This window comes from Halomonas sp. OfavH-34-E (genome assembly GCF_024124525.1).
Classification (GTDB): domain Bacteria; phylum Pseudomonadota; class Gammaproteobacteria; order Pseudomonadales; family Halomonadaceae; genus Halomonas; species Halomonas litopenaei.
In genome coordinates this window covers 12,925-34,706 of the sequence record NZ_JAMXRY010000054.1, presented here as the reverse complement: position 1 = coordinate 34,706, position 21,782 = coordinate 12,925, and the positions used below count along the sequence as shown (strand labels likewise).

23 protein-coding genes are annotated in these 21,782 nt (G+C 66.6%); 6 read left to right on the top strand and 17 right to left on the bottom strand.

What is annotated here, in order from left to right; all coding sequences use genetic code 11:
• The 4 genes from NH448_RS19270 to aroE form a co-directional block, all read left to right on the top strand.
• Nucleotides 1-822 (top strand): DNA-processing protein DprA (locus NH448_RS19270; RefSeq protein WP_253029254.1); only part of this gene is annotated, 822 nt, incomplete at its 5' end.
• Nucleotides 823-999: 177 nt separating this feature from the next.
• The gene (locus NH448_RS19265) at nucleotides 1,000-1,560 is read left to right on the top strand and encodes a Sua5/YciO/YrdC/YwlC family protein (RefSeq protein WP_253029253.1); all 561 of its coding nucleotides are present in this window, start codon (nucleotides 1,000-1,002) and stop codon (nucleotides 1,558-1,560) included.
• Nucleotides 1,561-1,655: 95 nt separating this feature from the next.
• On the top strand, nucleotides 1,656-2,588 hold the full coding sequence (hemF, locus tag NH448_RS19260) for an oxygen-dependent coproporphyrinogen oxidase (protein ID WP_108448514.1): 933 nt from the start codon (nucleotides 1,656-1,658) through the stop codon (nucleotides 2,586-2,588).
• Nucleotides 2,589-2,644: 56 nt separating this feature from the next.
• The gene (gene aroE / locus NH448_RS19255) at nucleotides 2,645-3,466 is read left to right on the top strand and encodes a shikimate dehydrogenase (protein ID WP_253029252.1); all 822 of its coding nucleotides are present in this window, start codon (nucleotides 2,645-2,647) and stop codon (nucleotides 3,464-3,466) included.
• Between the two features lie 158 nt (nucleotides 3,467-3,624).
• On the opposite strand, the gene NH448_RS19250 is transcribed toward aroE, so the two are convergent.
• Both NH448_RS19250 and NH448_RS19245 read right to left on the bottom strand, forming a co-directional pair.
• On the bottom strand, nucleotides 3,625-3,897 hold the full coding sequence (locus tag NH448_RS19250; RefSeq protein WP_045992739.1) for a hypothetical protein: 273 nt from the start codon (nucleotides 3,895-3,897) through the stop codon (nucleotides 3,625-3,627).
• Nucleotides 3,898-4,015: 118 nt separating this feature from the next.
• The gene (locus NH448_RS19245; protein ID WP_253029251.1) at nucleotides 4,016-4,819 is read right to left on the bottom strand and encodes a M48 family metallopeptidase; all 804 of its coding nucleotides are present in this window, start codon (nucleotides 4,817-4,819) and stop codon (nucleotides 4,016-4,018) included.
• 180 nt (nucleotides 4,820-4,999) lie between these two features.
• On the opposite strand from NH448_RS19245, the gene NH448_RS19240 reads away from it, so the two are divergent.
• Nucleotides 5,000-5,875: an ATP-binding protein gene (locus NH448_RS19240; RefSeq protein WP_253029250.1), complete on the top strand. Its 876-nt coding sequence runs from the start codon at nucleotides 5,000-5,002 to the stop codon at nucleotides 5,873-5,875.
• A 166-nt stretch (nucleotides 5,876-6,041) separates the two neighbouring features.
• Here the strand turns inward: NH448_RS19240 and der are convergent, their stop codons facing one another.
• The 14 genes from der to trmJ all read right to left on the bottom strand — a co-directional run bounded on the left by der (nucleotide 6,042) and on the right by trmJ (nucleotide 19,875).
• Complete coding sequence (der, locus tag NH448_RS19235) at nucleotides 6,042-7,445, bottom strand: ribosome biogenesis GTPase Der (protein WP_045992742.1); 1,404 nt, start codon at nucleotides 7,443-7,445, stop codon at nucleotides 6,042-6,044.
• Nucleotides 7,442-8,608 carry an outer membrane protein assembly factor BamB gene (bamB, locus tag NH448_RS19230; RefSeq protein ID WP_045992743.1) on the bottom strand — a complete coding sequence of 389 codons (1,167 nt, stop codon included), beginning with the start codon at nucleotides 8,606-8,608 and terminating at the stop codon, nucleotides 7,442-7,444. The genes der and bamB overlap by 4 nt, the downstream gene beginning before the upstream one ends.
• Nucleotides 8,605-9,264, bottom strand: coding sequence for a tetratricopeptide repeat protein (locus NH448_RS19225; RefSeq protein WP_045992744.1), 660 nt, complete (start codon nucleotides 9,262-9,264; stop codon nucleotides 8,605-8,607). The genes bamB and NH448_RS19225 overlap by 4 nt, the downstream gene beginning before the upstream one ends.
• 28 nt (nucleotides 9,265-9,292) lie before the next feature.
• The gene (gene hisS / locus NH448_RS19220; protein WP_261395062.1) at nucleotides 9,293-10,576 is read right to left on the bottom strand and encodes a histidine--tRNA ligase; all 1,284 of its coding nucleotides are present in this window, start codon (nucleotides 10,574-10,576) and stop codon (nucleotides 9,293-9,295) included.
• Nucleotides 10,577-10,636: 60 nt separating this feature from the next.
• Nucleotides 10,637-11,749, bottom strand: coding sequence for a flavodoxin-dependent (E)-4-hydroxy-3-methylbut-2-enyl-diphosphate synthase (gene ispG / locus NH448_RS19215; RefSeq protein ID WP_045992780.1), 1,113 nt, complete (start codon nucleotides 11,747-11,749; stop codon nucleotides 10,637-10,639).
• Nucleotides 11,750-11,758: 9 nt separating this feature from the next.
• Nucleotides 11,759-12,838, bottom strand: a complete 1,080-nt coding sequence (locus tag NH448_RS19210; protein WP_253029249.1) for a RodZ domain-containing protein — start codon at nucleotides 12,836-12,838, stop codon at nucleotides 11,759-11,761.
• Between the two features lie 31 nt (nucleotides 12,839-12,869).
• Nucleotides 12,870-13,607 carry a type IV pilus biogenesis/stability protein PilW gene (pilW, locus tag NH448_RS19205; protein WP_052704343.1) on the bottom strand — a complete coding sequence of 246 codons (738 nt, stop codon included), beginning with the start codon at nucleotides 13,605-13,607 and terminating at the stop codon, nucleotides 12,870-12,872.
• A gap of 120 nt (nucleotides 13,608-13,727) precedes the next feature.
• A complete protein-coding gene (rlmN, locus tag NH448_RS19200; RefSeq protein ID WP_108131248.1) occupies nucleotides 13,728-14,855 on the bottom strand; it encodes a 23S rRNA (adenine(2503)-C(2))-methyltransferase RlmN in 1,128 nt (375 codons plus the stop codon).
• Nucleotides 14,856-14,955: 100 nt separating this feature from the next.
• On the bottom strand, nucleotides 14,956-15,381 hold the full coding sequence (ndk, locus tag NH448_RS19195) for a nucleoside-diphosphate kinase (protein ID WP_045992747.1): 426 nt from the start codon (nucleotides 15,379-15,381) through the stop codon (nucleotides 14,956-14,958).
• 208 nt (nucleotides 15,382-15,589) lie between these two features.
• A complete protein-coding gene (locus NH448_RS19190) occupies nucleotides 15,590-15,916 on the bottom strand; it encodes an iron-sulfur cluster assembly accessory protein (protein WP_045992748.1) in 327 nt (108 codons plus the stop codon).
• Between the two features lie 125 nt (nucleotides 15,917-16,041).
• Nucleotides 16,042-17,202, bottom strand: a complete 1,161-nt coding sequence (locus NH448_RS19185; protein ID WP_222515675.1) for an aminotransferase class V-fold PLP-dependent enzyme — start codon at nucleotides 17,200-17,202, stop codon at nucleotides 16,042-16,044.
• Between the two features lie 41 nt (nucleotides 17,203-17,243).
• Nucleotides 17,244-17,714, bottom strand: a complete 471-nt coding sequence (locus tag NH448_RS19180) for an Rrf2 family transcriptional regulator (RefSeq protein ID WP_045992750.1) — start codon at nucleotides 17,712-17,714, stop codon at nucleotides 17,244-17,246.
• Between the two features lie 116 nt (nucleotides 17,715-17,830).
• Nucleotides 17,831-18,853 carry a serine O-acetyltransferase gene (gene cysE / locus NH448_RS19175; RefSeq protein ID WP_253029248.1) on the bottom strand — a complete coding sequence of 341 codons (1,023 nt, stop codon included), beginning with the start codon at nucleotides 18,851-18,853 and terminating at the stop codon, nucleotides 17,831-17,833.
• 179 nt (nucleotides 18,854-19,032) lie between these two features.
• A complete protein-coding gene (gene trmJ / locus NH448_RS19170) occupies nucleotides 19,033-19,875 on the bottom strand; it encodes a tRNA (cytosine(32)/uridine(32)-2'-O)-methyltransferase TrmJ (protein ID WP_253029247.1) in 843 nt (280 codons plus the stop codon).
• 243 nt (nucleotides 19,876-20,118) lie between these two features.
• Here trmJ and NH448_RS19165 point away from each other — a divergent pair, with 243 nt between their 5' ends.
• Nucleotides 20,119-20,943 (top strand): inositol monophosphatase family protein, encoded by an 825-nt coding sequence (locus tag NH448_RS19165; RefSeq protein WP_045992751.1) that lies wholly within the window; start codon nucleotides 20,119-20,121, stop codon nucleotides 20,941-20,943.
• A 121-nt stretch (nucleotides 20,944-21,064) separates the two neighbouring features.
• Here the strand turns inward: NH448_RS19165 and NH448_RS19160 are convergent, their stop codons facing one another.
• A complete protein-coding gene (locus tag NH448_RS19160) occupies nucleotides 21,065-21,724 on the bottom strand; it encodes a GntR family transcriptional regulator (RefSeq protein ID WP_045992752.1) in 660 nt (219 codons plus the stop codon).
• Between the last annotated feature and the right edge of the window lie 58 nt (nucleotides 21,725-21,782).

Below are 21,782 nucleotides of genomic sequence, written 5' to 3'. Positions count from 1 at the left end.
CGGCCCACCCGCGAAGGATTGGTCAATGCGCGCAGTTTTGCGGTGGCGCTGGCGGAGGCCGGCTGGGGTCTGGTCAGCGGCATGGCGCTCGGCATCGACGGTGCCGCCCAGGCGGCGGCGCTGGATCTCGGGGGGCGCAGTATCGCGGTGCTGGCCGGCGGCGTCGACGTGGTCTATCCCGGCCAGCACGGCGCCCTGTATCGGCGCCTGCGCGACGACGGTGGCCTGCTGCTGGCGGAGTCTCCCCCTGGAGTGCGGCCACGCTCGGGGGATTTTCCCCGACGCAACCGCATCGTCACCGGGCTGTCCTGCGGTGTGCTGGTGGTGGAGGCCGCCGAACACAGCGGTTCGCTGGTCAGTGCCCGCCTGGCCGGCGAGCAGGGCCGCGAGGTATTGGCGCTACCCGGCTCCATCCACTCGCCCCAGGCCAGGGGCTGCCTGCGGCTGATCCGCGAGGGCGCCGCCCTGGTCAGACACCCCGACGACCTGTTCGAGGAACTGGCGTGCTGGGGGCCGCGACGCGCGACCCCGCAGAGCATTGCGGCTGGTGCCGCCGATGGTCATGTAGATGGTCCTGTAGATAGCCCTGTCGATCATCCTCTAGACAGCGCCTCCGAGCGCTCCACGGCAAGGCCCGCGCCTTCCCCGGGTCGCAAGCTGCTCGATCTGCTGAGCGCCACCCCGTTGGCGGTGGACGATCTGATGGGGCTGGCGGGATGCGATGTGGCCGCCTGCCAGCGTGAACTGACGCTGCTCGAGATCGCAGGACAGGCCGGGTTGGTGGCCGGCGGCTGGGTGCGCCTGGATGGGGGCAAGGGCTAGCCGCCCGATGACGAGGCCCGGCCGAACAGGGTGCCCATGGCCGTGGGGGAACGGGCGGATCGCCTACGTCGGCGGCGACAGCGGCGTGCGACGCAAGTCCCGACGCCGTGCTAGCATGGCGCAACGATACTCCCTACCCTGATCTTTCGATTCGGTACCGATTCAGATAACGACCCCATGAGTGATTCCGATTCCTCCCTCGTGCCCGTCGTCGACGCCCTGCGTCGTGGCGGTGTCATTGCCTATCCCACCGAGGCCGTCTGGGGCCTGGGCTGCGATCCCGACAACGAAGAGGCGCTGACCCGGCTGTTGCGCCTGAAGCGCCGTGACCCGGCCAAGGGGGTGATCCTGATCGCCGCCACCATCGAGCAGTTTGCTCCCTGGCTCGAAGGATTGCCGGCCGACCTTCATGCGCCTCTTGTCGCCAGCTGGCCGGGCCCCAACACCTGGCTGGTGCCGGACAATGGTCGCACCCCGTCGCTGGTACGAGGCTGCCACGACAAGGTGGCGCTGAGGGTCAGCGATCATCCCGGTGTACAGGCGCTGTGTCGTGCCTTCGGCGGGCCGCTGGTGTCCACCTCGGCCAACCGGGCAGGAGAAGCGCCGGCCATGAGTGAAGCGGACATTCGGCGAATCTTCGGCAACGAGCTGGACGCGGTCGTGCCGGGAGAGCTGGGCGGCAATCCTCGCCCCAGCACCATCCGTGACCTGCTAAGCCGCGAGACCCTGCGCCACTGACATGCCTCTCGGCCCGGCCCTGGGCGCACCTTTTTACGCATCGCTTTTGTTCATCGTTTTTACTCATCGCTTTTTACTTAACAACAGGAGCAGACGTGTCCGAGCCCAATCTCGAAGAGGTCAAACGCTACCTGCTGGAATTGCAGGATCGCCTGTGCGAGGCCCTGGCCGAGGCCGACGGCGAAGGGCGCTTCCATGAAGACGACTGGGTGCGTGAGGAAGGTGGCGGCGGCCGTTCCCGGGTCATCGAGGAAGGCGCGCTGTTCGAAAAGGGCGGGGTCAATTTCTCCCACGTCCACGGCGCGACCCTGCCCCCGGCGGCCACCGCAGCACGACCGGAACTCGCCGGGCGCGGCTTTCAGGCGGTGGGGGTGTCCTGGGTGCTGCATCCGCGTAATCCCCACGTACCCACCAGCCACGGCAATGTGCGCTTCTTCATCGCCAGTGCCGAGGGCGAGGCGCCGGTATGGTGGTTCGGCGGCGGCTTCGATCTGACGCCCTACTACCCCCAGTTTGAAGACGCCTGTCACTGGCACCGGGTGGCCCATGAGCTGTGCCAGCCGTTCGGTGACGACGTCTACGACCGCTACAAGCGCTGGTGCGACGACTACTTTTTCCTCAAGCACCGAGGCGAGACCCGTGGTGTCGGCGGTCTGTTCTTCGATGACCTCAACGAGGGGGGCTTCGACCGCTGCTTCGCGTTTCAGCGCGCGGTAGGGGATGGCTTCCTGAACGCCTATCTGCCCATCGTGGAACGTCGTCGCGATACCTCCTGGGGCGAGCGCGAACGTGAATTCCAGCTGTATCGGCGAGGTCGCTACGTGGAATTCAACCTGGTCTGGGACCGTGGCACCCTGTTTGGCCTGCAGAGCGGCGGTCGCACCGAGTCCATCCTGATGTCGATGCCGCCGCTGGCGCGCTGGCAGTACGACTACCAGCCGCAGCCCGGCTCTCCCGAGGCGGCGCTGGATGCCTATCTGGTGCCCCGGGACTGGCTTGGTGAAGAGGCCTCGAGCCAAGCGCGATGACCGTCAGCGGTCACAATGCGGCATACGACAACGTCAAGAGCGAGGTTAACCGTCCGATGAACGATCGTTACTGTGTGTTCGGCAATCCGGTGGGGCATTCGAAATCGCCGGTGATCCACAGCACCTTTGCCGAGCAGACCGGTGAATCGCTGGAATACACCGCCATCGAGGCGCCACTGGAGGACTTCGGCGGAGCCTGGCGCGCCTTTGTTGCCGAGGGCGGGCGCGGCGCCAATGTGACGGTGCCGTTCAAGGAAGACGCCTACCGGCTGTGCGACAGCCTGAGCGAACAGGCGCAGCGGGCCGGGGCGGTCAACACCCTGACGCTCAAGGCCGATGGCAGCGTCGAGGGCCACAATACCGATGGTACTGGTCTGGTCGCTGATCTGGAGCGTCAGGGAGTGAGGCTCGAAGGTGCGCGTATTCTGGTGTTGGGCGCCGGAGGCGCGGTGCGCGGTGCGCTGGAAACGTTGCTGTCGCGACGTCCCGCCTCGCTGCGGCTGGCCAACCGCACCGCCGCCAAGGCCGAGGCGCTGGCACGGGATTTCGCCGACCTGGGCCCCGTGTTGGGCGGCGGCTACGACGCCGTCGACGAGCGCTATGACCTGGTCATCAACGGCACCAGCGCAAGCCTTGCCGGGGACCTGCCGCCGCTGCCGGAGGATCTCTTCAATGAGGGGGCTGTCGCCTACGACATGATGTACGGCGCCGAGCCGACGGTGTTTCTGGCCTGGTCGGCCGAGCGAGGGGCGAGCACCAGCGATGGTCTCGGCATGCTGGTGGAACAGGCGGCGGCGGCCTTTGAACGCTGGCGTGGCGTCACGCCGGACACCGGCCCGCTGCATCGAAAGCTGCGAGCAGAGCTCGACGCCGGCTGAAGCCGCTTTCGCGGACACATCCGCAGCAACGACAACGGCGCCCCTGGCTCACTGCCATGGGGCGCCGTTGTCGTTGGGCGTCGCTGTCGTTGGGCGTCGATGTCGTCGGTCAGGAGCCGTCAGCCCCTGGTCGTTAGTCACCAGCCGCGCGCCACGATTCAGCCGCGTCGACGGTAGAGCCCCAGCATGCACAGCCCCAGCCCGACCACCGACACCAGCAGGCCGCCGTTGACCAGCCAGGGGCTGCGGACGATCCAGGGAACGAAGGGCGAAGGGGTGTCACCACAGTGGCCGGCCAGGTAGTTCCAGTGGCCCTGGTCGACCAGTTCGCACTGGCGGATATCGCCGAGTTCCACAAAGAAAAGGGTCAACAGCACCACAATGGGCACGACGAGCAGGATCAGGCCGAGCCTGGTGGAGGTGAGTTTCATGGCACCAACGAAGCGTGGAAGTGACGGGAGCCGAGGCCTCCAGGAATAGAGGCCTCGGCGATAGATGCCCCCTTGTCAGCGGCCTGGTGACAGGCTGCAGGGCAGGGGCCGTTCTGGTTCAGGGCGCCTTGCAGCTGGGCGTCAGGCCGCGGGCCTGGGCTTGCTCGTAGCGGGCCATGGCGTCGTTCATGCCCGCCTCGAGCCCGGCGATACGGTTGCCGTGTGCCGGGTGGGTGGACATCCACTCCGGCGGCTGGCCGCCGCCGGCGGCGCTCATGTTCTGCCACAGCTGGACGCTGGCGCGGGGATCGAAGCCGGCGTCGGCCATCAGCTGCAGGCCGATGGTGTCGGCCTCGCTCTCGTGACTGCGCGAGAACGGCAGCAGGATGCCGTACTGGGCGCCCATGCCCATGGCCGCCATCAACTGATCGCTGCCGGTGACGCCCTGGGAGCCGAGGGCGGTACCGACCACCGACATGCCAAGCTGGGTCGCGCTTTCGGTGGAGGCGCGCTCGTTGGCGTGATGGGCCAGCACGTGGGCGATCTCGTGGCCGATGACGGTGGCCAGCTGGTCCTGGTTGGTGGCGACGTCGAGCAGACCGGTGTTGACCCCCACGTAGCCGCCCGGCAGGGCAAAGGCGTTGGCGTCTTCCGATTCGAACACCTTGACCTGCCAGTTCTGATTGCGCTGGTCTTCCGGCAGCGCCTGGACCACGTTGCGGGTCACGCACTGCACGTACTCGAGCTGGCGCCCGCTCACGGTGGGCAGCTCCTGCTGGTACTGGTCGAAGGCCTGGGCCCCCATCTGGCTGAGCTGCTGTTCGTCCAGCAACAGCATCTGGGAGCGACCAGTGGGTGAGGTGGAACAGGCAGCAACGGTAACCATCAGGGCGCAGGCGCCCACGGCCTTCATCCAGCGCATGGGGGGTCTCCTTGTCATGATCCGCCGGGGTCGAGCCCGAGCGTGTAGAATCGGTGGCAACTGGCCTCAAGATACCCGGACTGCTGGAAGGGTCAACAGCAAAGGTAGTGCACGGCCGGTCGCTATCCAGCGACAGACCCTGACCGGCGGCCATCATTTGTTACAAGGACACCTGCCCCGATGGACACTCAACTCGCCCAGCGCCTGCTGGCCCTTCTCGATCGCGTCGAACCCTGGCTGCCCGAGCCCCGCCCTGCGGTGGACTGGCGTCGTGACGTCGCTGCGCTGTGGCAGCGCCACGCCCTCGGCGGGCAACTGGTGCCGGTGCCGCCTCGGGATGCCCTGAGCCTGGACGACCTGGTCGGGGTGGAGCGCCAGAAGCGCGAGCTGCTGGCCAATACGCGGGCCTTTCTGCGTGGCCTGCCGGCCAATCACGCGCTGCTGTGGGGCTCTCGTGGCAGCGGCAAGTCGTCGATGGTGCGCGCGCTGCTCAATACCCTGGCCGATGAAGGCCTGCGGCTGATCCAGGTGGACCGCCACGACCTGGCCGCACTGCCGCTGCTGGTGGAGCAGTTGCGTCATGAACCGGCACGCTTCGTGGTGTACTGCGATGATCTGTCCTTCGAAGGCTCCGACGACGCCTACAAGGCGCTCAAGAGTGTCCTCGACGGCACCCTGACCGGCCCCCCGGAAAACGTGCTGATCTACGCCACCTCCAACCGGCGCCACCTGATGCCGGAGCATATGAGCGACAATCAGCAGAGCCACCTGACGCCGGACGGCGAGGAGCTGCATCACGGCGATGCGGTGGAGGAGAAGATCTCGCTGTCCGACCGCTTCGGGTTGTGGCTGGCGTTTCATCCGTTCAACCGGGAGACCTATCTCGATACCTGTCGCCACTGGGTCGAGCGCCTGGGCCAGCCGCAGGACTGGGATGACGAAGCGCCGGTGGCGGCCACCCGCTTTGCCACCATGAGAGGTGGACGCAGCGGCCGCTGTGCCTACCAGTTTGCGCTGGACTGGGTAGGGGCTCGTCGCCTGGCAGAGCAAGCCTGAGGCGCTGCCGCAGGCTTGCAGGCCAGGCTCAGCAGCGAGCGAGGCATGGTCTCGACATCCGGCAGCATGCGTGCACGAAAACGCCCGGTTCCTCTGGCGAGGGACCGGGCGTTTCGTTGTCGTTCAACACCAGGGGCGAAAGAGCGGCGAGTGACGCCGGTGACGCTTAGCGGCGGCTCTTGCGCGCCTCCTTGGTGCGCCCCAGTTCGCGCTTCTTGGCCTTTTCCTTGTCGGAGGCTTCGGCCAGTCGGTCGTAGGGGTTCTTGCCGGAGCGGAACTCGAAGCGCATCGGCGTGCCTCGGACCTTGAGCACCTTGCGGAAGGTGTTGGTCAGGTAGCGCTTGTAGGCTTCGGGCAGCTTGTCGGTCTGGTTGCCGTGGACCACGATGATCGGCGGGTTGCTGCCGCCCTGGTGGGCCATGCGCAGCTTGATCCGGCGGCCGTGGACCATCGGCGGCTGGTGCTGCTCGACGGCGTCCTGCAGCAGCGTGGTCAGACGGTTGGTCGACCAGTGGCTGTTGGCGGAGGCGAAGGCGCGCTCCAGCGACGGGTACAGGTCGCCCACGGCGGTGCCGTGCAAGGCCGAGATGAAGTGCAGCTCGGCGTAGTCGGCGAAGCCCAGACGGCGCTTGATCTCGGCGCGCATCTTGTCCTTGGCCTCGCTTTCCAGGCCGTCCCACTTGTTGACCGCCAGTACCAGCGCGCGGCCCGAGGTCAGCACATAGTCGAGCAGGTGCAGATCCTGCTCCACCAGGCCGGTGCGGGCATCGAGCACCATGATCGCGACGTGGCACTCCTTGATCGCGTCCAGGGTCTTGATAATCGAGAACTTCTCGGCCACCTCGGTGACGTTCTTGCGCCGCCGGACGCCGGCGGTATCGACCAGTACGTAGGGCTTGCCGCGACGCTCGAAGGGGATCTCGATGGCGTCGCGGGTGGTGCCGGCTTCATCGAATACCACCACCCGGTCCTCGCCCAGCAGGCGGTTGACCAGGGTCGACTTGCCCACGTTGGGACGACCGATGACACCGATGCGGATACCCTTGCTGCCGGTGTCCGCGGGGATGTCCATGTCGCGCTCGGGGAACGGCGAGAGCACCTCGTCGATCAGCGCGGTGACATTACGGCCGTGGGCCGCTGCGATGGGCCGGGGATCGCCGAGACCGAGCTGCCAGAAGTCGGCCATGGCCGAGTGTTCCTCGAGGCCGTCGGTCTTGTTGACCACCAGCCAGGTCTTCTTCTGGTTGACCCGCAGGTGGTTGGCGATGGCCTCGTCGGCGACATTGAGGCCGGCACGCGCGTCCACCAGGAACAGCACGATGTCGGCTTCGTCGATGGCCTGCAGCGACTGTTCGGCCATGGCCGCGTCGATGCCTTCCTCGTCACCGCTGATGCCGCCGGTGTCGATGACGGTGTAGGCCTTGTTGCCGAGCATACCGTTGCCGTACTTGCGATCCCGGGTGAGGCCGGGGAAATCGGCCACCAGGGCGTCGCGAGAGCGGGTCAGGCGGTTGAACAGGGTCGACTTGCCCACATTGGGCCTGCCGACCAGTGCGATCACGGGGGTCATGGGCGGATGTCCAGAGCCTCCAGGCTTCCGTCATTGGCCAGGGCGTACACGCGCTTGCCGTCGGTGAGAGGGCGCACGCTGATGCCTGAGCCGTCAATATGGGTGCGGCCGACCAGGCGTCCGCTGCTGGCGTCGATAAAGTGCACATAGCCTTCGGCGTCGCCGAGCACGATGCGGCCGTCGGCGAAGGCCGGGGCGGTCACCGAGCGACCGTAGAGGTCCTCAAGGCGCCACAGCTCGTTGCCGCTGTTGGCGTCGAAGGCGATCAGGCGGCTGGCCTCGTCGACCACGTAAAGCGTCTCGCCCACCAGCACCGGGGTGTGGTAGCTGGACAACGGCGTCGACCACAGGGTCTCGCCGCTCTGGGCGTTGAGCGCCACCAGGCGACCATTGAAGCTGGTCACGAACAGGCGGCCGTCCGGAGTCAGCACCGGCTGGCCGGCCAGGTCGACCAGACGGTCGATGTCATTCATGCCGGTGGCCACGGCGATGGTGCGCTCGGAGATCTGCTGGCCCGAGCGGTTGTCGATGATCGACAGACGGCCGTTGGCAAAGCCGGCGAAGGTCACCTGATCGATGGCGGTGGGGGTGCCGGTGCTGCGCAGGGTCAGCGACGGCATATTGGCGCTGAACACCCACTGGCGGTCACCGGACAGGCGATCCAGGGCGGTCACGGTGCCGTCCACCGCCTGCACGATCAACAGCTGGGTGGTCGGCTGGGGCGCGGCCAGCACTTCGCTGGGCACACGGGTACGCCACTTGACCCGGCCATTGCGCTGGTCGAGGGCGACCACCTCGCCATTGCGGGTGGCGAGGAACAGATCGCCGTCCACTGCGGTGATACCGCTGGAGATCGGTGAATCCAGTTCGGCTTCCCATTGGGTGTCGCCGTTGGCGGTGTTGAACGCCTCGACCAGGCCTTCCTCGTCGGCGGCGAACAGGGTGGAACCGGCCAGGGCGGGTTCGATGGGGTAGGTGGCCTCACCCAGGCCTGCGCCCACGCCTTCGCTCCAGCGGGTTTCGACCCGGGTGGACTCGGCGAAGTCCTTGAGCTCCTTGGGCGGATACTGGGGCTCGGACTTGCTGGCGCAGCCGGTCAGCAGGGCGGTCAGGGTGACGGCGGTCGCCAGGGCGATCCGGGTTCGGTTAAACGGGGTCTTCATAGGGTGGCCTCCTGATCACCGAGGTCGTCGAGCTTGAGCGAGATACCGTAGAGCGGCTGACCGCTTTCTTCGGCCAGTGACTGGGCGCTCTGCCAGGCCTCGGCGGCCTGGTCGTGCTGGCCGGTGGCGTGGTAGATGTCGCCGCGCACGTTGTCGCGCTGGGCGGCCAGGGCCTCGGGGATGTCACCGTCGAGGGTGGCAAGGGCGGTCTCGTGGTTGCCCTCGGCGCTCTGCAGGCGCGCCAGACGCAGGCGGGCGAGGCCGGTCAGGTAACCATCGTCGCTGCCCTCGATGAGGGTCTCCAGCGACTCGCGGGCGCCCTCGACATCGCCTGCGTCGACCTCCAGGCGGGCCTCGAGCAGCAGCGCAAGCTCGCTGTACAGGGTGCCGTCGTGGTCTTCCTGCAGGGTGTCGACCAGCCCCTGGGCCTGGGCCAGGGCCCCGTCGTCGAGGCTGTCGCGGCTGGCCAGGTCAAGAAGCTGCTGGTAGCTGCTGGAGGCGGCCACGGCCTGCCCCTGCTGGTAGTCCTGCCAGGCGTTCCAGCCGAACACGCCAGCGGCGGCCAGTACCGCACCGGCGAGCAGCGAGGTGCCGTTTTCCTTCCACCAGCGCTTGATCGCCTCAAGCTGTTCTTCTTCGGTTCTCAGCTCCGCCACGGGCGGTCTCCTTCTAATGGTCGTGCCGTCACTCGGACAGCAGGCTCGTCAGGGTGGTGGCCAAGGACGCTTGCTCGACCACGCGTTGTTCGCGGTCGTCACGCAGGAACTTGATCGCCACCTGGCCGTTTTCACGTTCGTTTTCGCCGATCAGCAGGGCGAGGCGGGCACCGCTGCGATCGGCCTTCTTGATGCGGCTCTTGAAGCTGCCGCCGCCACAGTGCAATTGCACGCCAAGGGCCGGCAGTTCATCGCGCAGGCGCTCGGCCAGGGCCATGGCGTCGCCGTCGGTGCTGGCGTCCATGCCCAGCACGTAGGCGTCGAGCGGGGCGCGGGCCTCCTGCGGCACGATGTCCAGGGTCTCGAGCAGCAGGATCAGACGCTCGATGCCCATGGCGAAGCCCACCGCCGGGGTCGGCTTGCCGCCGAGCTGCTCGACCAGGCCGTCGTAGCGTCCGCCGGCGCACACGGTGCCCTGGCTGCCGAGGGCGTCGGTGGTCCACTCGAACACGGTGCGGCAGTAGTAGTCGAGCCCGCGCACCAGGCGCGGGTTGATCACGTAGTCGATGCCGGCGGCGTCGAGGCGCGCGGTCAGCGCCTCGAAGTGCTCGCGGGACTCCTGATCCAGGTGATCCATCAGCTGGGGCGCCTGGCTCAGCATCTCGGCCATGGCCGGATTCTTCGAGTCGAGGATACGCAGCGGGTTGCTGGTCAGGCGGCGCAGCGAGTCCTCGTCGAGGACCTCGCGGTGCTGCTCGAAGTAGGCCACCAGGGTGTCGCGGTAGGCCGCGCGCGCCTCATTGGAGCCCAGCGAATTGAGCTCCAGGGTGACGTGATCAAACAGGCCGAGCTGCTTCCACAGACGCGCCGACAGCAGGATGACTTCGGCGTCGATGTCCGGGCCTTCCAGGCCGTAGGTCTCGACCCCGACCTGATGGAACTGACGGTAGCGGCCCTTCTGCGGGCGCTCGTGGCGGAACATCGGGCCGGTGTACCACAGCCGCTGGGTCTGGTTGTACAGAAGGCCATGTTCCATCGCCGCGCGAACCGCGCTGGCGGTGCCCTCGGGGCGCAGGGTCAGGCTGTCGCCGTTGCGGTCCTCGAAGGTGTACATCTCCTTCTCGACGATGTCGGTGACCTCGCCGATCGAGCGGGCGAACAGGGCCGTCTGCTCGACGATAGGGGTACGGATCTCGTTGTAGCCGTAGCGCTTCATCAGCGCCTGAACCTGGGACTCGAAGTACTGCCACACCGGCGAGGCGTCGGGCAACAGGTCATTCATGCCACGGATGGCCTGGATCTTCTTGCTCAAAACTTGCTCCTTGGTCTCGCCGTAGTCACGGCCCTCGCCCGGCCTCACCGGGCGAGAGCGTTACAGGCGAGCGATGACGTCGCGTTCTGTCGCTTCCTTCTCGGCGACCTTCTGGCGAATCAGCGCCTCGAGATCGTCGACCAGGTGGTCATTGCGCAGTTTGCTGGCGGGCTTGCCGTCGATGTAGACGAGGTTGGCCGGGGTGCCGCCGGTCAGACCCAGATCGGCTTCCTTGGCCTCGCCGGGGCCGTTGACCACGCAGCCGATGACGGCCACGTCCAGCGGCGTCATCACATCCTCGAGGCGCTCTTCGAGGGCGTTCATGGTGCTGATGACGTCGAAGTTCTGACGCGAACAGCTTGGGCAGGCGATGAAGTTGATACCCTTGGCCCGCAGGCGCAGGCTCTTGAGCATGTCAAAGCCGACCTTGACCTCTTCGACCGGATCCGCTGCCAGCGATACCCGGATGGTGTCGCCGATACCGTCCATCAGCAGCATGCCAAGGCCGATGGAGGACTTGACGGTGCCCGAACGCAGACCGCCTGCCTCGGTGATACCCAGGTGCAGCGGCTGCTCGATGCGTGAGGCCAGGTCACGGTAGGCGGCCACCGCCATGAACACGTCGGAGGCCTTGACGCTGACCTTGAAGTCGGGAAAGTCGAGGCGATCCAGGTGATCGATATGGCGCATCGCCGATTCGACCAGGGCCGCCGGCGTCGGTTCCCCGTACTTCTTCTGCAGGTCCTTCTCCAGCGAGCCGGCGTTGACGCCGATACGGATCGGGATACCGTTGTCACGGGCGGCGGAGACCACCGCCTGGACGCGGTCTTCACGGCCGATATTGCCGGGGTTGATGCGCAGGCAGTCGACGCCGAGCTCAGCCACGCGCAGGGCGATGCGGTAGTCGAAGTGGATGTCGGCCACCAGCGGCACCTGGGTGCCCTGCTTGATGCGACCGAAGGCCTCGGCGGCGTCCATGGTCGGCACCGAGACGCGCACGATATCGGCGCCGGCCTGTTCGAGGGCACGAATCTGGCCAAGGGTGGCCTCGACGTCCAGGGTGTCGGTGTTGGTCATGCTCTGCACCGAGATGGGAGCGTCGCCCCCGACCGGTACCGAACCGACATGAATCTGGCGTGACTGGCGTCTTTTGATCGGTGAGTGCGAATGCATGGCGATCAATCACTCTCCCAGGGTAAAGCGGGCGACATTGTTTCTGCCGGCACGCTGTTGCAGGTCGACGGTTTCTCCGCCCCACAACAACTCCACGCCGGTGGCGTTGCCGACAGTCATGCGGAAGGGCGGCTCGCCCTCCACGGTGGCTTCGGTGCCCGGTGACTGCAGGCCGACGAAGACACGGGTATTGGTGCTGTCGAAGATCTCGGTCCAGGACTGCTCGTTGAAGGTCAGCTTGAGGATACGACGGCTGTCGGCAGCCGGCGCGGCCTCGGCGGCGCCCTCATCCTCGGTGCCCTGTGCATCGTCGGCGCTAGCTGTCTGCTCGGCGCTGGCGTCGTCGGCACCAGCGCTTGCAGCCTGGTCGGTGCTGTCGTTGGCGCTGTCGTCAGCGGGCTCGCTGGCTTCGGCGGCAGCCGCTTCGGTGGCCGCCACGGTGCTCGGCGTCGAGGCGCCAGGCTCGGCGCCGGCGCTTTCTGCAGCGCTGTCGGCGGAGGCCTGCTCGCCATCGACCAGTCCCATCTCGCTGTCCTCGGCGGGCAGCGGGGGCAGGTTGTCGTCGCCCTCGGTGCCCTCGTCGCTGACCGCGGCGTTGCCGTCGATGGTGTCCACCGAGACCGGGCCGTTGTCGCTGACCTCGGGCGGCTCGCTGCCACCACGGCTCTGCCACCACATCAGGGTCAGCCCGATCAGGCCGGCGATGACCACCAGGGTCATCAGCCGAAACAGCCAGGCGCCCAGGCGCGAGGGGGGCTTGTTGATGTACACCGGGGTGACCTTGCGCTCGACTTCCTCGTTGCCCATGCGCGCTTCATACAGCGCCATCACCCGGCCGACATCGACGCCGAGCAACTGGGCGTAGCTGCGCAGGTAGCCGCGTCGGTAGGTCACCACCGGCACTTCATCGTAGTTGTCGATCTCCAGCCCCTCGATCACGGCGGGACGGAGGTTGAGGGCTGCCCCGACTTCCTCGCGGGTCAGCCCCTGGCTCTCTCGTTCATGGCACAGCAAGGCGCCGGGAGAGGCGTCCCCGGAGGGCGTTTTGGACAAGGAGACCTCGGAGTCGGTGTACTGACTGTCGCTCATGGCTGAGCTTCCTTCATCGTGTAAACAGTGATCAAAGCGCGCGTGAAGGCTGGTCGGGTTCGGCCGATGTCCGGGCGCCGGTGTCGGCGTCTCCCAGGCTAGCGGCAAGCTGCCTGGCGGCGGTGGTCCATCCCGCCTGGCTCACGAAGCGATCCAGCTGTGATCGGGCGCGCATAAGGTTGCCCTGTGCGTATTCCAGTTCGGCGAGGGTCAAGTGGCTCGCGGGCAGGCTCGAGTCGATGCGTTGGGATCGCTCCAGCGCCGCCCTGGCCGTCTCGACCTCGCCGAGTTCCCACCGGCAGCGTCCCAGGTTGGCAAACAGCTGGGCCCGGTGGGCATAGTGTATATCGTGACTGGCCTGTTCAAGCTGCTCGCAGGCCTCACCGGTTTGCCCCCGATCATACAGGAAGGCGGCGTAATTGTTGCGTGCCCGGGTGAAGTTCGGGTCTTCATCGAGGGCGCGTCGAAAGAACTCGTCCGCCAGCGCCGCTTCCCCCTGGCGTTGGTGAATCAGTGCCAGGGCCTGCAGCGCGGCGGCGTCATCGGGATCGAGCGAGACGGCGCGATCGAGTGCCGCCGTGGCGCGGGGAAGGTTGCCCTGGCGCAGGTAGGCTTCGCCGAGGTTGCGATAGGCGACGGCGGGGGACTCGTCGGACTGGGGCACGGCGACGGCGCAGCCGGCAAGCGTCAGCGTCAGGGGGAGCGCGATGGCCAGTCCGATGACCAGGCCGCGCAGGCCGGCGCTTGAGCTGTCTGCCTGGCACGTCATGGCGTTGTCGTACTCCCGCTGCTTGGCCGTGGCGGGAAGGCGTCTGGCGACACCCGCCCGTGGGCAGGAAAAGGCCCGAATATCAAAGCGCCGTGCCGGAATGAAGTCAAGACGGCAGGGTCAGTCGGCGTCGATCTGGATCGACTGAATGTAGCGTTCGTGACGACGCGTACGATCCTTGACCCGTCCTACCAGCTGGCCGCAGGCGGCGTCGATGTCATCGCCCCGGGTCGAACGGATCGGCGCGGTATGACCCAGTTCGTAGAGCCAGCGCTGGAAGCGCATCACCTGGTTGCGGGAGGGCTTCTCGTAGCCGGAATGGGGGAAGGGGTTGAAGGGGATCAGGTTGATCTTGCAGGGCAGTTCCTTCAACAGTTCCGCCAGTTCACGGGCATGCTCCTGCTGGTCGTTGACGTCCTTGATCACCGTGTATTCGATGGTGACCTGGCGGGTGTCGTCGCACTTGGCCAGATAACGGTGGCAGGCGTCCAGCAGTGAGCGGATGTTGTACTTGCGGTTGAGCGGTACCAGTTCGCTGCGCAGCGCATCATTGGCGGCGTGCAGCGAGATCGCCAGGCTGACGTCGAGTTCGTCGCCCAGGCGGTCGAGCATCGGTACCACCCCGGAGGTGGACAGGGTGACACGGCGTTTCGACAGGCCGTAACCCTGATCGTCGAGCATCAGCTTCATCGCCGGCACGACGTTGTCGTAGTTCATCAAGGGTTCGCCCATGCCCATCATCACCACGTTGGTGACCGGACGATTGGCGCTGTCCTTGCGTGAGCCGCCACTGTTGGAGGCGACCCATACCTGGCCGATGATCTCGGCGCTGGTGAGGTTACGCTGAAAGCCTTGCTTGCCGGTGGAGCAGAAACTGCAGTCCAGCGAGCAGCCGACCTGGGATGACACACACAGGGTGCGGCGCTTGCCGTTGTCGGCGGGGATAAGCACGGTTTCGACGTAGCTGCCGTCCTCGACCTCCACTACCCACTTGCGCGTCCCGTCCTTGGAGGCGCCTTCATAGACGACCTTGGGACCGCGTACCTCGGCGGTTTCCTCGAGGCGTGCGCGCAGCGCCTTGGACAGGTTGGTCATGGCGGCGAAATCGTCGACGCCTTCGTGGTGAATCCATTTCATCACCTGGGCGGCACGGAACTTCTTCTCACCGATGGAGAGGAAGAAGGCTTCCATCTCTTCTCGGGTCATGCCGAGCAGGTTGACGCGTTGGGGAGCAGCGGTGGTGGTCATGGCAGGTTCAGCGGGTCGGTGGGCAGAAAGGAGCGAACGGATGCCAGGGGCATCCGTTCACCGATGGGGCCGCAATCACGAGGGTCGGACCCCGACGCCCTTAGCGCGGGCAGATCTCGTCTGCGCCGAAGAAGTAGCTCACTTCGCGCTCGGCGGACTCGGGGGAGTCGGAGCCGTGGACGGCATTGGCGTCGATGGAGGAGGCGAAGTCGGCGCGGATGGTGCCGGCGTCGGCTTCCTTCGGGTTGGTGGCGCCCATCAGCTCGCGGTTCTTGGCGATGGCGTTGTCACCTTCCAGCACCTGCACCACGACCGGACCAGAGGTCATGAAGGACACCAGGTCGCCGAAGAAGGGGCGTTCCTTGTGCTCGGCGTAGAAGCCTTCGGCCTGCTCCTGGGACAGGTGAACCATCTTGGCGGCGACGACCTTCAGTTCGGCCTTCTCGAAGCGCGTGATGATCTCGCCGATGACATTCTTGGCGACGGCGTCGGGCTTGATGATGGACAGAGTGCGCTCTGTAGCCATGAAACTCTCCAGTAGTTGGGCCCAGGAAGTGGGCATGGATGCCAGGTAGATGGCGTCGCGCCGCCCCGGGGACCGGGGCGGCGCGACGCGGGAAAACGAAGCGATGCGGCGTGTTGCGCCGAAGAGCGCAGATTATAGCGTCCTCGTGGCGCCTTGAACACAATTGTTCGTCGCTGCGCCGGCGAGTTCTGCCGCGATCACGGCGAATTCAGACGGTAAAGCTCTCGCCGCAGCCGCACTCGTCCTTGACGTTGGGATTGTTGAAACGGAAGAACCGGTTCAGCCCCTCGTTGACGTAGTCGACCTCGCTGCCGTCGAGCATCTCGAGCGCTTCCGGGGCGACATAGACCCGAGCGTCGTGCTCCTCGAACAGGGCATCGTCGGCCTGGACGTCGTCGGCGAAGTCGAGGACGTAGCTGTAGCCGGAGCAGCCGCTGGGCTTGACCGAGACCCGCAGTCCAAGCCCCTGGCCTCGCTCGTCGAGCACGCGGCGGATCTGGTCGGCCGCGGCGGGGGTGATCTTCAGGTGTGCCATATCATTCTCCTGGGTCGGGTGCTGCCGCCTGGGCGGCAGTCACCGAAACTGTCTCTGTCGTGCGCTGCCCGTCGAAGGGTGATGTTCTCAAGGCATGTCTCAAGGCATGGCGCGGGGCTCAGGCCTCACGGCATGGCGCGCTGGCGCAGGCCAATCAGCGCGGTGCGCAGGGCCTGGCCTGCGCGGTCGATGTCGTCTTCGCTGGTGAAGCGTCCGATGCTCAGGCGCAGCGAGGCCAGCGCCAGGCGGCGCGGCACCCCGATGCCCTGGAGCACGTAGGACGGTTCGACGCTGGCCGAGTTGCACGCCGACCCGGTCGACAGGGCGATGTCGCGCAGCGCCATCAGCAGCGACTCGCCGTCGACGCCCTCGAAGCCGAGGTTGATGATGTTGGGCACCGAGGCCTCGAGGCGGGTGTTGCAGTGCACGCCGTCGAGATCGGCGATGGCCTCGACCAGGCGATCCCGCAGGCTCTGGATACGTGCCTGATCGGCCTCGCCTTCGTTCGCCGCCAGCGCGAAGGCCTCGCCCATCCCGGCGATCTGGTGGGTCGCCAGGGTGCCGGAACGCATGCTGCGTTCGTGGCCGCCGCCATGGATCAGCGCCTCGAGACGAAGATCGGGGCTACGCCGCACATAGAGCGCGCCGATGCCCTTGGGGCCGTAGGCCTTGTGACCGGACAGCGACATCATGTCGACCTTGCTTCGCCCCACGTCGAGGTCGATGCGGCCCACCGCCTGGGCTGCGTCGACGTGGATCATGGCGCCGTGGTCATGGGCCACCTCGGCCAGGGCGGGGATGTCGTTGATGGTGCCGAGTTCGTTGTTCACCGCCATCAGCGATACCAGCACGGTGTCGGGGCGCATGGCCTCGGCCAGCTGGCCAGGGCTGACGCTTCCGTCGGCCTGGGGCGTCAGCCAGGTGACGTCAAAGCCCTCTCGCTCTGCCGCCTTGGCGGTATCGATGACCGCCTTGTGCTCGATGATGGAGGTGACCAGGTGGCGGCCCTTGTCGCGGTTGGCCCTGAGGAAGCCGGTAATGGCCAGATTGTCCGCCTCGGTGGCGCCGCTGGTCCAGACGATCTCTCGCGGGTCGGCCTTGATCAGGTCGGCGACCTGGCGCCGGCCGTTCTCCACCGCCTGCTCGGCCAGCCAGCCGGGCATATGGCTGCGCGACGCCGGGTTGGCGAAGGTGCCCTCGAGGGTCAGGTGCCGACTCATGACCTCGGCGACACGGGGGTCGACCGGGGTGGTAGCGGCGTAGTCGAGATAGACGGGTGAAGTCATGGCGATGTCATCGTTGGCGGGCAGAGGGGCGAAAGTCTAGCTCAGGGCGCCGAGGTCACAATGTCGTCGTTGTGCTGGCGACGGCGCTGACGCCCGGCGATCTCGGCGATCTCCTGGCGCTCGGCCAGCTCGCCCAGGGTGACGCCGTCGAGGAAGTCCTGGATGCGCTCGGACAGCTCGAACCACAGGTGATGGGTCAGGCAGGTGTCGCCCTTCTGGCAGTCGGACAGACCGCCGCAGCGGGTGGTGTCCACCGACTCCTTGACCGCATCGATGACCCGGGCCACCGAGATGGACGCTGCCGGCTCCGCCAGCAGGTAGCCACCGCCTGGCCCGCGCACGCTGTCGACCAGGCCGGCGCGCCGCAGGCGGGCGAACAGCTGCTCGAGGTAGGACAGCGAGATCTGCTGACGCCGAGCGATGTCGGCCAGGCAGATCGGGCCCTGGTCGGCGTTGACCGCCATGTCGAGCATGGCGGTGACAGCGTAGCGTCCCTTGGTGGTCAGGCGCATGGGGCGAACCCTCGACGCCGACATGGGTCGGCGGTCCGGAAAGTGTGGGCGTGGTCGGTAGCCGACGACGCTTGGATCAAAGCGATATTATGGGAAAGACCGAGTGTCGTGGTCAACTATTGGCGCCGTGCCGTCGTCGCCTCGTCTTCCCGCTCGGCCCCGTGCTCGGCGTCATTGGCCGTCTCGCTGCCGCCGGCACTGTCCTTGTCGGTGGTGCCTGGGTCGGAGGTGTCTGGGTCGGAGGTGCCTGGCCCGACGTCTTCATTGCCGCTGGCGCTTTCGGTGCCGCTGGTGGAGGTGTCGGAGCCCAGGATATCGGCGTTGGCGTCACGCCCGATCACCGGCGCACAGGCGCGGTCGACGTCTTCCAGTATCTCGGCGAAGTCCTCGTCGCGAATTTCCGGCATCTGACCGTCGCGGTAGCTGTGGTCCAGTTGCCTCAGGGTCTTGCACATGCCGCTGATGCGTTCATCCACCGCGTGCATATGGTCGAGCATGGCCTGCATCGACTTGGCCACCGGGTCGGGCATGTCCTGGCTCATGCCGTAGGCGTCGAAGCCGAATTTCTGACACATCGCCTCGCGACGGGCCGGGTCGACCTCGAGGCCCGGGTCGCTGTCCGGGTCGCGGCGCTGGACGATCTTGCCGGGGATGCCGACCACGGTGGCGCCGGCCGGGACTTCCTTGGTGACCACCGCGTTGGAGCCGACCTTGGCGCCAGCGCCGACGGTGAAGGGGCCGAGAATCTTGGCGCCGGCACCGACGATCACGCCGTCCTCCAGGGTCGGGTGACGCTTGCCCCTGTTCCAGCTGGTGCCGCCCAGGGTCACGCCCTGGTAGAGGGTGACATCGTCGCCGACGATGGTGGTCTCGCCGATCACCACGCCCATGCCGTGGTCGATGAAGAAGCGCCGGCCGATGGTGGCGCCGGGGTGGATCTCGATGCCGGTGAACCAGCGGCCCAGCGTCGACAGGGTACGCGCGATCCATTTGAGATTGCGCTTCCACAGCTGGTGGGAGATCCGGTGCAGCAGCAATGCGTGAAGGCCAGGATAGTTGGTCAGGACTTCAAGAAAGTTGCGCGCCGCCGGATCCCTGGCAAATACGCTGTTGATGTCTTCGCGTAGGCGTTGAAACATGCGGCGGTCCCTGAGTCGGTCAAGAGAATCATAGTGGGGGCTGGTGGTGGGCCATTCAAGCCTGCCACCTGTCGAGTCAGTGATCTGGTGCAGCTCAGCGGCTCGAAGGTGGACGCCGTGTCGCTCCAGAGCCGCCGGCCTGGCGCTGATCCTGCTGTTGGTTCTGCTGTTGGTTTGGGCTAGTCCTGGGCCGGCTTCTGGCCCTGGTGCGTGTCATGTTCTCGCTGTAATTCCGGCTCGCTTTCGCGGGCGCCCAGCGCCTGGCCGCCTGCGGCCTTCTCGGTGGCGCTGAGGATGCCACGCAGGATGTTGAGCTCCATGCGTTCGGGGCGCGAGCGCAGGGTCACTCGGCGCAGCCTGGCCATCAATTGGCGAGGCTTCGCCGGGTCGTGGAAGCCGATGGTGATCAGCGCGCGTTCCAGATGAGCGAAATAGTGCTCCAGCTCCTCGTGGCTGGCCAGTGGCTGCGCTTCTTCCTCATCGTCCTGTGCCGGGCCTGGCTTATTCTGGGTCTGGGTCTGGGGCTGGGCCAGCCAGGCAAGGCGGCATTCGTAGGCCAGCACCTGCACCGCCGCGGCCAGGTTCAGCGAGCTGAAGTCGGGATTGGTGGGGATGTGGACGTGGGCGTGGCAGCGTTGCAGTTCGGCGTTGGACAGGCCGCTGTCTTCGCGGCCGAACACCAGCGCGATGCGGGCCTCGGGCGTGGCCAGTTCGGCGGGCAGACGCTCGCCCAGCTCACGCGGGGTGATCATCGGCCAGGGTAAGGTGCGCGAGCGCGCGCTGGCTCCCACCACCAGGGTGCAGTCGGTGACCGCCTGCTCGAGGCTGTCGACCACCCGAGCGTCGTGGACCAGGGCGTCCGCTCCGGAGGCGCGGGACACACTGTCGGCGGTGATGACCTCGCAGCGTGGTGCGACCAGGGCCAGATCGGCGAGTCCCATATTGTGCATGGCGCGGGCGGTGGCGCCGATATTGCCGGGGTGGCTGGTGCCGATGAGAACGATGCGAATGCGCTCGAGCATGGAAGATCCTGTAACGACGCGGCGGGTTGATGCGGTGGTTGGTGCAGTGGTCTATTCAATGACCGATGCAAGGGCGCTGATGGCGGACCGGTCGGCAGCGCCAGGGGCGCCAGTCTAGCATGGGTAGATGCGCGCTGGGGCGAAGTGCGTGGCATTCATGCCCGTGGTCTGCTAGGATTCGCGCCGAGTCAGTTACCCACGTCGACTCCGTTCTTTAACACCACCGACTCCCAAGGCCCGATCATGCATCCGATGGTCCAGTACGCCCTGCGCGCTGCCCGCAGCGCCGGCGAACAGTTTCTGCGCATTCGCGAACGAATCGAGAATGCCCACGACGAGCACAACCTCGACCGTCTGCTCGAGGACACCGCTCGCAACGCCGAATCCCTGATTACCCGCCAGCTGACCCGCGGTTATCCCCAGCACGGGGTCGTCGGTCGCTACACGCCCCACCGTGCCGGTGAAGGCGAAGGCGCGGATATCCTGTGGCGCATCGAACCCTTCCACGGTTACTCGAACCTGAGTGTGGCGTCCCCTGAGTTCGCCCTGTCCGTGGTATGTCTGATCAAGGGCCGTCCGGAGCACGCGGTGGTGATCTGCCCCTTCAGCGATGACGAATACCTTGCCAGCCGTGGCCGTGGCGCCCAGCTCAATGGCAAGCGTCTGCGTGTGTCCAAGATCAAGAGCGCCGCTGGCGCCCGCCTGTCGCTGGGGCTTCCCGATACCTACCTGCGCTCGCGTTTTCTGCCGACCTACCTGACCCTGGTGCAGCAGCTCGGCCCCCAGGCCGAACAGCTTCAAGCCAGCGCCTGTGGCCTGCTCGACATGGCCCGTCTGGCCGCCGGTCGTGCCGACGCCGCCTTCGTGCTGGGAGTCGAGGAGCAGGACCTAGACATCGGTTCGCTGCTGCTCAAGGAGTCCGGTGCCCTGATCGGCACACCGGATGGCCAGCCCTCGGTGCGTATCGAAGGCGCCCTGATGGCCGCCAACCCGCGCCTGTTCAAGGCGCTGATCAAGCAGCTTGCGCCCCACGTGCACACGGCGCCCAGTCAGCCCGAAGAGGACTGATTCGGCACCGCTCGCGCGAGCGAGCGGTGATCGTGACGCCGTCACAGCAACGCCCCCGCGGCCTGGCCGCGGGGGCGTTGTCGTCTGTGGTGCCGGCCGTTGGTCGCCGCCATGGCGCGGGCTAGGCCAGCGCCTTGGTCAGCGAGAACACGAAGCCGGAAAACTCCGCTCGCTGCATGTCCAGGTGGTGAAACATCACATCCGCCGCCGCTCCCTCACGCTTGTCGGCGATGGCCGAGACGATTTCGAGATGCTCCTCGGCCGACATGCTGCGCATGCCGGCGATGCGGTGGATGTGCCCGCGATAGGGCTCGATCTTGCGTCGGATATCGGTGATCTGGCCAGCCAGGGTCTCGTTGGCGGCCAGGCGATAGATCGCTTCGTGGAAGGCCCTGTTGGCGCTGGTGTAACGTTCGGCGGTGATTGCCGCGGTGTCGATGGTTTCCTGGGCCGCCTGCAGCAATGGGGGAATGTCATCGGCGGTGCTCTGACGCGCGGCGAGCCTGGCGGCGGAGGACTCCAGCAGCGCCAGCATCTCGAACATGTCGAGAATATCCTTGAGCGAATTGCGCCGGACGAAGGCGCCCTGGTTGGCCCGGTGTTCGACCAGGCCCTCGGAGGTGAGCATCCGAATGACCTCGCGGACGGGAGTACGAGAGACCGCGAACTCGGCGGCCAGGTCGCGCTCGTTCAGCCGGTGTCCGGGCGGATAGCTGCCCCGCAGGATGCGATCCTCCAGCTGCTGGCGAATGTGTTCGGTGGTCCTGGTGGGCGATGCCATCGAGCGGTCCCTGCAGTAGACACGTGGACGGAGGGCGGCACCCGGACGTCGTCTTGCC

Coding starts and splice junctions, on each gene's coding strand:
- pilW (WP_052704343.1), bottom strand. CDS start 13,607: ATGACGTGCCAGGCAGACAGCTCAAGCGCCGGCCTGCGCGGCCTGGTC.
- cysE (WP_253029248.1), bottom strand. CDS start 18,853: ATGTTTCAACGCCTACGCGAAGACATCAACAGCGTATTTGCCAGGGAT.
- ndk (WP_045992747.1), bottom strand. CDS start 15,381: ATGGCTACAGAGCGCACTCTGTCCATCATCAAGCCCGACGCCGTCGCC.
- NH448_RS19245 (WP_253029251.1), bottom strand. CDS start 4,819: ATGCGCTGGATGAAGGCCGTGGGCGCCTGCGCCCTGATGGTTACCGTT.
- NH448_RS19190 (WP_045992748.1), bottom strand. CDS start 15,916: ATGGCACACCTGAAGATCACCCCCGCCGCGGCCGACCAGATCCGCCGC.
- bamB (WP_045992743.1), bottom strand. CDS start 8,608: ATGAAGACCCCGTTTAACCGAACCCGGATCGCCCTGGCGACCGCCGTC.
- NH448_RS19185 (WP_222515675.1), bottom strand. CDS start 17,202: ATGACTTCACCCGTCTATCTCGACTACGCCGCTACCACCCCGGTCGAC.
- ispG (WP_045992780.1), bottom strand. CDS start 11,749: ATGCATTCGCACTCACCGATCAAAAGACGCCAGTCACGCCAGATTCAT.
- NH448_RS19165 (WP_045992751.1), top strand. CDS start 20,119: ATGCATCCGATGGTCCAGTACGCCCTGCGCGCTGCCCGCAGCGCCGGC.
- aroE (WP_253029252.1), top strand. CDS start 2,645: ATGAACGATCGTTACTGTGTGTTCGGCAATCCGGTGGGGCATTCGAAA.
- NH448_RS19240 (WP_253029250.1), top strand. CDS start 5,000: ATGGACACTCAACTCGCCCAGCGCCTGCTGGCCCTTCTCGATCGCGTC.
- NH448_RS19160 (WP_045992752.1), bottom strand. CDS start 21,724: ATGGCATCGCCCACCAGGACCACCGAACACATTCGCCAGCAGCTGGAG.
- rlmN (WP_108131248.1), bottom strand. CDS start 14,855: ATGACCACCACCGCTGCTCCCCAACGCGTCAACCTGCTCGGCATGACC.
- der (WP_045992742.1), bottom strand. CDS start 7,445: ATGACCCCCGTGATCGCACTGGTCGGCAGGCCCAATGTGGGCAAGTCG.
- NH448_RS19250 (WP_045992739.1), bottom strand. CDS start 3,897: ATGAAACTCACCTCCACCAGGCTCGGCCTGATCCTGCTCGTCGTGCCC.
- NH448_RS19210 (WP_253029249.1), bottom strand. CDS start 12,838: ATGAGCGACAGTCAGTACACCGACTCCGAGGTCTCCTTGTCCAAAACG.
- NH448_RS19265 (WP_253029253.1), top strand. CDS start 1,000: ATGAGTGATTCCGATTCCTCCCTCGTGCCCGTCGTCGACGCCCTGCGT.
- trmJ (WP_253029247.1), bottom strand. CDS start 19,875: ATGCTCGAGCGCATTCGCATCGTTCTCATCGGCACCAGCCACCCCGGC.
- NH448_RS19180 (WP_045992750.1), bottom strand. CDS start 17,714: ATGCGCCTGACCACCAAGGGACGCTACGCTGTCACCGCCATGCTCGAC.